Raw genomic sequence first — 7,022 nt, forward strand, 5'->3', positions numbered from 1 at the left:
GGCATCACCGCCTTTTTTGATCCAACCTATTGTTATAGCTGTTTTTTCTGGGCCATACTCTGTTTTTTTATCCAGTAGTAAACAGCTATGGCAAACTTCAACACCCATCTGGGTGTGGCGACCGTCGGCGGCGTTGTTACCGCAGGGCTCGGGTTTCAGGCGGGTCTCTGGCCCTGGACGAATGCGTTCACGGTCGCGGGGCTGGTGGCGCTCGGCGGCATTTTGCCGGACATCGATTCCGACAATTCCCACGCGATTCGGTTGATGTTCACGGTGCTTGCCATTCTCGGGGTGGTGATCAGCATCGGGATGTATCAGTCGAGGTTACCGATGCCGTGGCTACTCGGGCTCGGCGCCGGGACATTTCTCGCGATACGGTATCTGGGCAGCGCCATCTTCAAGCGCTTTTCGGTCCACCGGGGGATCTGGCACTCGCTATTGGCCGCCGCCGTCAGTGGCGCCGCCGTCAGCGGCTTGAGCTATCAGTTGTTCCAGCAACCGCCGACGCAGGCGTGGTGCCATGGTGTGGCGCTGTTCGTCGGTGCCTGCATTCATCTATTGCTTGATGAGTGCTACAGCATTGACCTGGCCGGCACCCGCATCAAGCGCTCCTTTGGAACGGCCTTCAAGCTTTTCGATTATGGCTCTCCAGCCACCGCGGTACTGATGCTGTTGGCCTTTGCCTCCCTTACGCCCTGGCTTCCACCCACCGAAGCCCTGTTGGCGCTGGTTCAGCACACCTGGTCGCTGTTTGTGACCTGACCCTAGCGCGGAAGATGGGTTTGAGAGCGTCTCAGTGCCCGCTGGTTGCGCGTTTCGGCGCGCTCCATCTCCAGAATATTGTCCTCGACGAATGCCAGATGCTCATGCGCGCTGGCGCGGGCGTCGTCGGCTCGTCCTTCCAGAATCGCTTCAAGCAGGGTCCGGTGCTGCTGGATCAAGACGTCGCGCGTGCCCGGCTTTTCGAACAGAAACGCAAGATTGGCCGTGATGCTTTTTTCAAGCAGATGAAAGATGCCGCGTACGTTATGCAGCACCAACACGTTATGCGCCGCTTCCGCGATGGCGAAGTGAAAGGCGGCGTCGGCCTGCGCCTCTGACTGTGCGTGGCGCTCGCTCGAGGGGTGGTTGTAACTGTCGGTCAGGGCGTCGAAGCAGGCCTGAAGTCTGTCCCGGTCGGCCTGGGTCGAGCGGAGTGCAGCGTAATACGCGGCAATACCCTCCATGGCCGAGCGAAACTCCAGCAAATCGAGGTGAAATTCCTCATGCCGTGCCAGCATCTCGAGCATGGGGTCGTCGAACCCGCCGTTCAGGCGCTCGCTGACAAAATTGCCCCCGCCCTGACGACTGGTCAGAAGCCCTCGGGCCGACAGCTTTTGAATCGCTTCACGAACCGAGGGGCGTGAGACTCCGAATTGTTCGGCCAGCTCCCGCTCCGGCGGTAGTTTCTGACCCGGAAGCAGGCTGCCCTCGAGCATCATCGCTTCAAGGCGCTCGGTGATGACATCAGCCAGGCGTGGCTGGCGAAGCGGAGGATAGGCCATGCGGTTCTCGCTCGATAAAGAATGGGCCAACCAGGGATCGGCAGTGGTGTCATTGTGTCAAAAGCCACAATCGGCCCAAAGGTATAAATTGGTATTACCAATATATAGTAAGGGATCTAAAGCTGACGACTGGGCAATGCCCTGTAATTGTTGATCTTTTTATAGCGTTATACTAATTGATACGCCGGCTTCGCCAGCAAGGCGTTGACCGTGGTCAAGCGAAGCGCCTACCGTACCTCACACCAACTATAAATTGGTTTTACCAATTATCAGCCGTGGGCGTTCGGATGAGCACAGTGAAGCTGTATCCCCCAAAACCGGAGAAGGTGTATTTCTTCGGAACCTGTCTGATCGATGTGTTCTATCCCGGCGCGGGGTTGGATGCCGTTTCGTTGCTTGAACGAGAAAACATCGAGGTCCTCTTTCCCGACGGCCAGACCTGCTGCGGTCAGCCGGCCTTTACGTCAGGGTATCGCGCCCAGGCCATTGACGTGGCTCGTCATCAGCTGCGTCTGTTCGACGAGCCCTGGCCGATCATCGTGCCTTCGGGCTCCTGCGGTGGAATGATGCGGCGTCATTATCCGGAACTCTTTGACGGTCAGCCCGAAGAGCAGGCCGCCAAGTCAGTAGCCGAGCGCATATTTGAGCTGACCGAGTTTCTGGTACACGTCTGTCATGTTCGGCTTAAGGATCATGGCCCGGATGAGCGGGTAGCCATGCATACGTCCTGCAGCGCTCGACGAGAGATGGGCCTTGCCGATACCGGCCCGGCGCTTCTACGTCAGTTGAGCAACGTGACTCTGGTCGAGCAGGCGCGTGCCTCGGAGTGCTGCGGGTTCGGCGGTACCTTTTCGGTCAAGCATGGCAAGGTCTCTCAGGCCATGGTCGAGGATAAATGTGCAGCGATTGAAGCGGCGCAGGCGGAGCACCTAGTCACTTCTGATTGCGGGTGTCTCATGAATATCGATGGGCACTTTAAGTACCGCAAGGCCAAGGTTCACGGTGAGCATATTGCAAGCTATCTATGGCGGCGCAGCTCATGAGTGTAAAAACCTTCACTCCGGCAGCGTTTCACCACCAATCGGCACAGGCGCTTTCCAACCCTCAGCTCAGGCATAACTTCCGGGGCGCCATGGATGGATTGATGGCCAAGCGTCTTGGCTCATTCGATTCGTGGGACATCGAGGCCCTGCGTGATCTTGGCCAGGGCATTCGTCAAAAGGCGCTGCGCCACCTTCCGGATCTCCTCGAGCAGCTCGAAGCCAGCTGTCAGCGTAACGGCATTACCGTGCACTGGGCCGAGAGCGCCGACGATGCTGGCCGCGTGATCACGGAGCTTTGCAAGGCCCGCGGCGCTCAAAGCGTGATCAAGGGCAAATCGATGGTGTCCGAGGAGGTCGAACTCAACGCCCGGCTGGCCGAGGCCGGTATCGAGGCGCTCGAGTCTGATCTGGGGGAATACATCGTGCAGATGGCGGATGAAACGCCCTCGCACATCATCATGCCGGCGATTCACAAGAACACCGCCGACATCTCGACATTGATGCACCAGCGCACCGGTACTCGTGAGACAAACGATGCCGAGGAGCTGACGCATGCCGCGCGGGCGCAACTTCGTGACCGGTTTCAGACGGCCGATGTCGGCATTTCCGGGGTCAATTTTGCAGTGGCTGAAACCGGTACCCTGTGTCTGGTGGAAAACGAAGGCAATGGCCGTTTGACCACGACGGTGCCGCCGGTGCACATCGCGATCACCGGGATCGAAAAGGTGGTGGCTGAATTCAAGGATGTACCGCCGCTTTATGCGCTTCTGACCCGCTCGGCCATCGGCCAGAACGTCACGACTTACTTCAACATGATCAGTGGCCCTTGGCGGGGCCAGGAAGTGGATGGCCCGGAAGAAGTGCATCTGGTGCTGGTCGATAATGGCCGCTCCCGTATGTATCAGGATGAGGAGTATGCCGAGACGCTTCAGTGCATTCGCTGCGGCGCCTGCATGAACCACTGCCCGGTGTACACCCGGGTGGGTGGTCATACCTACGGTACGACCTATCCAGGGCCGATCGGCAAGATCCTGATGCCGCATCTTCTAGGGCTCAACACCACCAAAAACTTACCCACAGCCTCAAGCTTATGCGGGGCCTGTGGAGAAGTGTGCCCGGTGCGCATCCCCATCCCGAAATTGCTGGTTCGGCTTCGAAACGAGGCGGTGGGCGAGGGCAAGGGCAACATCGAAGGCGCCGGCAGTGCACGTCGGCCGATGGAGGCCATGGGCTGGAAACTGTTTTCCTGGCTGGCTCGACATCCCCGCTGCTGGCGGATAGGAGTGCGAGTCGTGCAGGCGTGCCGTTCGGCGGTGCCGAAGCGGGTCGCGCCCTGGACCGACAACCGAGTGCGACCGACGCCGGCTGCAACCTCGCTCAAACAACAACTGGCACAGCGGAGGCGCTCATGAGTGCACGCGATCGTATCCTTTCGCGGCTGCGTGAGCGCGCCGCACCAGCGCCTACACAGTTTACTGAGCTTGATTACAGCGTCATGCATCGGCCGCTTGATGCGGCCGTGCGCAAGACCCGTTTCATCGAATCACTTCGTGCAGCCCGAGCCGAGGTCATCGAAACCACGGAAGCGACCTGGACGGATGCACTGGCAAAAGTGCTGGATTCACGTGAAATCACTGCGCTGGGGCTGGGCGAGATTCATCCCTGGGCGCAAGCAGCGCGGCGTGACCTACAGGACGGCCGCCGACGGCTGGTGTCGTTTGCGTCGGTTAAAGGACGTGAGGCATTCGAGCGTCTCGAGGCGGGTCTGACGTCATCCTGCGGCGCCATTGCAGAGACCGGTTCGGTCTGTCTTTGGCCTGACGCCGATGAGCCCCGAAGCCTGAGCCTGATTCCGCCTGTCCATATTGTGGTGGTCGATGAACGCCACATTTACTCGAGCTTTTTCGAGCTGCAATCGGCTCAGTCCTGGCACAAGGGGTTGCCCAGCAATGCGTTGCTGATTTCGGGACCGAGCAAGACCGCTGACATCGAGCAGACGTTGGTGTTCGGAGCGCACGGCCCGAAAGCGCTGGTCGTGCTCTTGATTACACGGTCTGACTGATTTCCGGCCAGGCTGCCATGGCCATCCAATTCCAACGGCAGCAGCACGTTTCTATCACGCAGCACAATAATCACAACCAAGGCAGCGGCCTTATAGATCAGGAAGCGAAGTTATGGGGAGCATGTGGATTCAGGCGGTAGCCTTTACTCCGCTGGTATTGGCGGGGATCTTGCTATTGGGATTGAACTGGCCTGCCAAACGCGCCATGCCGTTGGTGCTGGCCGTGACCGTGGCCCTTGCCCTAATCGTCTGGCAGATGAGCGCGATTCGAGTAGGTGCCTCCATTATTCAGGGGCTTTTACTGACCCTGTCGATCCTCTGGATCATCTTCGGCGCCATTTTATTGTTGAATACGCTCAAACACTCAGGCGCGATCGCGGCGATCCGCGGCGGCTTTTCAACCATCTCACCGGACCCACGCATTCAAGCCATTATCGTTGCCTGGCTGTTTGGCTGCTTCATTGAAGGTGCTTCGGGCTTTGGCACGACGGCGGCAGTGGCCGCGCCGTTATTGGTCGCGCTCGGCTTTCCCGGTATGGCGGCAGTCGTCATGGGCATGATGATCCAATCCACGCCGGTATCGTTCGGTGCGGTGGGGACACCGATCGTGGTTGGAGTGACCGGAGGCCTCGATAAGGCGGCGGTCACCGAGCAGCTGATTGCACAAGGCTCGAGCTGGGAGCAGTTCTATCATCTGATTACCTCGGGCGTGGCGCTGACACATGCGGTGGTCGGTCTTTTCATGCCGTTGCTCATGAGCATGATGCTGACCCGCTTCTTCGGCGAAAACAAACGCTGGCGTGAAGGGCTTGAAGTGGCGCCCTTTGCACTGTTTGCCGGGGCAAGCTTCGTTATTCCCTATGCCCTGGCCGGTATATTCCTGGGGCCTGAGTTCCCGTCCCTCATCGGCTCACTGGTCGGGCTTGCGGTCACCGTGCTGGCGGCACGAAAGGGGCTTTTTCTTCCCAAGCGTCAGTGGCGGTTTCCCCCGCTGTCCCAGTGGCCTGAGGTCTGGAAGGGCAACATCGAGATTCGCTACGACGATGTGGCGGATAAGGCCCCGATGAAACTGTGGCTTGCCTGGCTGCCTTATCTGGTACTCGCCGTGCTATTGGTGGTTACGCGTGTCTTTCCCGAGGTCAAGGCGTGGTTCGTGGCAACGCTCTCCTTTGGGTGGAATGGGATTCTCGGGGAGGAGGATGTCTCGAGTGCGATTTCGCCGCTGTACTTGCCCGGCGGGGTCATGCTGATCGTGGTCGCCATTACCTTCTTTCTACACCGCATGACGGCGACCCAAATGAAAGACGCGGTCACGGAGTCGTCGAAAACCCTGTTGGGTGCGGGATTCGTATTGGTGTTTACCGTGCCGATGGTGCGCATCTTGATCAATTCAGGCGTCAACGCAGCGGAGCTTACCTCCATGCCGGTTGCCATGGCCGATCTGGTGACTTCAACCGTTGGTAGTGTCTATCCGTTCTTTGCCTCGAGCGTAGGAGCGTTGGGTGCCTTCATTGCAGGTTCCAACACCATCTCGAATCTGATGCTGTCGCAGTTCCAGTTCAGTGTGGGTCAATTGCTTGGGTCCTCCAGTGTATTGATCGTGGTCATGCAGGCGGTCGGCGCCGCTGCGGGCAACATGATCGCTATCCATAACGTGGTGGCCGCGTCGGCAACGGTCGGGCTTCTGGACCGTGAAGGGCAGGTACTTAGAAAGACGATACTGCCCACACTCTATTACCTGGTTGCCTCTGGCCTCATCGCGATTCTCTTTTTGGGTGTCGCGGAAGCGTTTGATCCCCTGGTCAGCCACTAACGATTGGCAAGGCATTCTTCCTATCTATAAAGGCGCATCGCGTATCGCCCTGCAGGCCCCGGCCAGCGGGGCGTTTTTGCATTGGTGTCATCCCGAAGTCATCTTTTTTCGACAAAGGGGTTGCGCTTGGGTCAGTGCGTGGGTAAAGTACGCATCCGCTGTCGGGGACGTCGCAAACGGCCAGGCAGTATGAAGTGCGCAAGGCGCTGATTTGGTTTGGTTTTTCTAGGCTTTTTTGAAAAATCGGACGTTGACATTTCAGCCCGGTTCGGTAGAATGCGCCGCACTTCATCGGACGCAGCTTCGAGTGATTGAAGAGCGGTTTTCTTGCTCTTCAGGTCGGAATTTGGTTTTCTGATCAGTCGCTCAAAATTGAAGCTTGACAGTCCGGCTCGGATGAGTAGAATGCTCATCCACTCGCTACAGGGCACAGCCCACAGCGAGACGCTCTTTAACAAGTCGATCAGGTAATTTGTGTGGGCGCTTGGCTCGGGGTGATGATCGCATCACCAAATATCGAGACAAGCGACTCGTCAGAGAAGTTTGTAACTCGAGCCAGA

6 protein-coding genes are annotated in these 7,022 nt (G+C 58.3%); 5 read left to right on the top strand and 1 reads right to left on the bottom strand.

The window, feature by feature from the left end:
* Positions 1-87: 87 nt before the first annotated feature.
* Positions 88-762 (top strand): metal-dependent hydrolase, encoded by a 675-nt coding sequence (locus tag NAT49_RS09520; RefSeq protein ID WP_251593524.1) that lies wholly within the window; start codon positions 88-90, stop codon positions 760-762.
* 2 nt (positions 763-764) lie between these two features.
* On the opposite strand, the gene NAT49_RS09525 is transcribed toward NAT49_RS09520, so the two are convergent.
* On the bottom strand, positions 765-1,544 hold the full coding sequence (locus tag NAT49_RS09525; RefSeq protein WP_251593527.1) for a GntR family transcriptional regulator: 780 nt from the start codon (positions 1,542-1,544) through the stop codon (positions 765-767).
* Positions 1,545-1,831: 287 nt separating this feature from the next.
* On the opposite strand from NAT49_RS09525, the gene NAT49_RS09530 reads away from it, so the two are divergent.
* From NAT49_RS09530 to NAT49_RS09545, 4 genes are all read left to right on the top strand, one after another.
* Positions 1,832-2,587 carry a (Fe-S)-binding protein gene (locus NAT49_RS09530; RefSeq protein ID WP_251593528.1) on the top strand — a complete coding sequence of 252 codons (756 nt, stop codon included), beginning with the start codon at positions 1,832-1,834 and terminating at the stop codon, positions 2,585-2,587.
* Positions 2,584-3,999, top strand: a complete 1,416-nt coding sequence (locus NAT49_RS09535; RefSeq protein ID WP_251593534.1) for a LutB/LldF family L-lactate oxidation iron-sulfur protein — start codon at positions 2,584-2,586, stop codon at positions 3,997-3,999. Before NAT49_RS09530 ends, NAT49_RS09535 begins: the two co-directional genes overlap by 4 nt.
* Complete coding sequence (locus tag NAT49_RS09540) at positions 3,996-4,649, top strand: LutC/YkgG family protein (protein WP_251593535.1); 654 nt, start codon at positions 3,996-3,998, stop codon at positions 4,647-4,649. Before NAT49_RS09535 ends, NAT49_RS09540 begins: the two co-directional genes overlap by 4 nt.
* Positions 4,650-4,761: 112 nt before the next feature.
* The gene (locus NAT49_RS09545) at positions 4,762-6,462 is read left to right on the top strand and encodes an L-lactate permease (protein WP_251593536.1); all 1,701 of its coding nucleotides are present in this window, start codon (positions 4,762-4,764) and stop codon (positions 6,460-6,462) included.
* Positions 6,463-7,022 lie beyond the last annotated feature (560 nt).

This window comes from Larsenimonas suaedae, assembly GCF_023712105.1.
GTDB lineage: Bacteria > Pseudomonadota > Gammaproteobacteria > Pseudomonadales > Halomonadaceae > Larsenimonas > Larsenimonas suaedae.

Coding starts and splice junctions, on each gene's coding strand:
- NAT49_RS09520 (WP_251593524.1), top strand. CDS start 88: ATGGCAAACTTCAACACCCATCTGGGTGTGGCGACCGTCGGCGGCGTT.
- NAT49_RS09525 (WP_251593527.1), bottom strand. CDS start 1,544: ATGGCCTATCCTCCGCTTCGCCAGCCACGCCTGGCTGATGTCATCACC.
- NAT49_RS09530 (WP_251593528.1), top strand. CDS start 1,832: ATGAGCACAGTGAAGCTGTATCCCCCAAAACCGGAGAAGGTGTATTTC.
- NAT49_RS09535 (WP_251593534.1), top strand. CDS start 2,584: ATGAGTGTAAAAACCTTCACTCCGGCAGCGTTTCACCACCAATCGGCA.
- NAT49_RS09540 (WP_251593535.1), top strand. CDS start 3,996: ATGAGTGCACGCGATCGTATCCTTTCGCGGCTGCGTGAGCGCGCCGCA.
- NAT49_RS09545 (WP_251593536.1), top strand. CDS start 4,762: ATGGGGAGCATGTGGATTCAGGCGGTAGCCTTTACTCCGCTGGTATTG.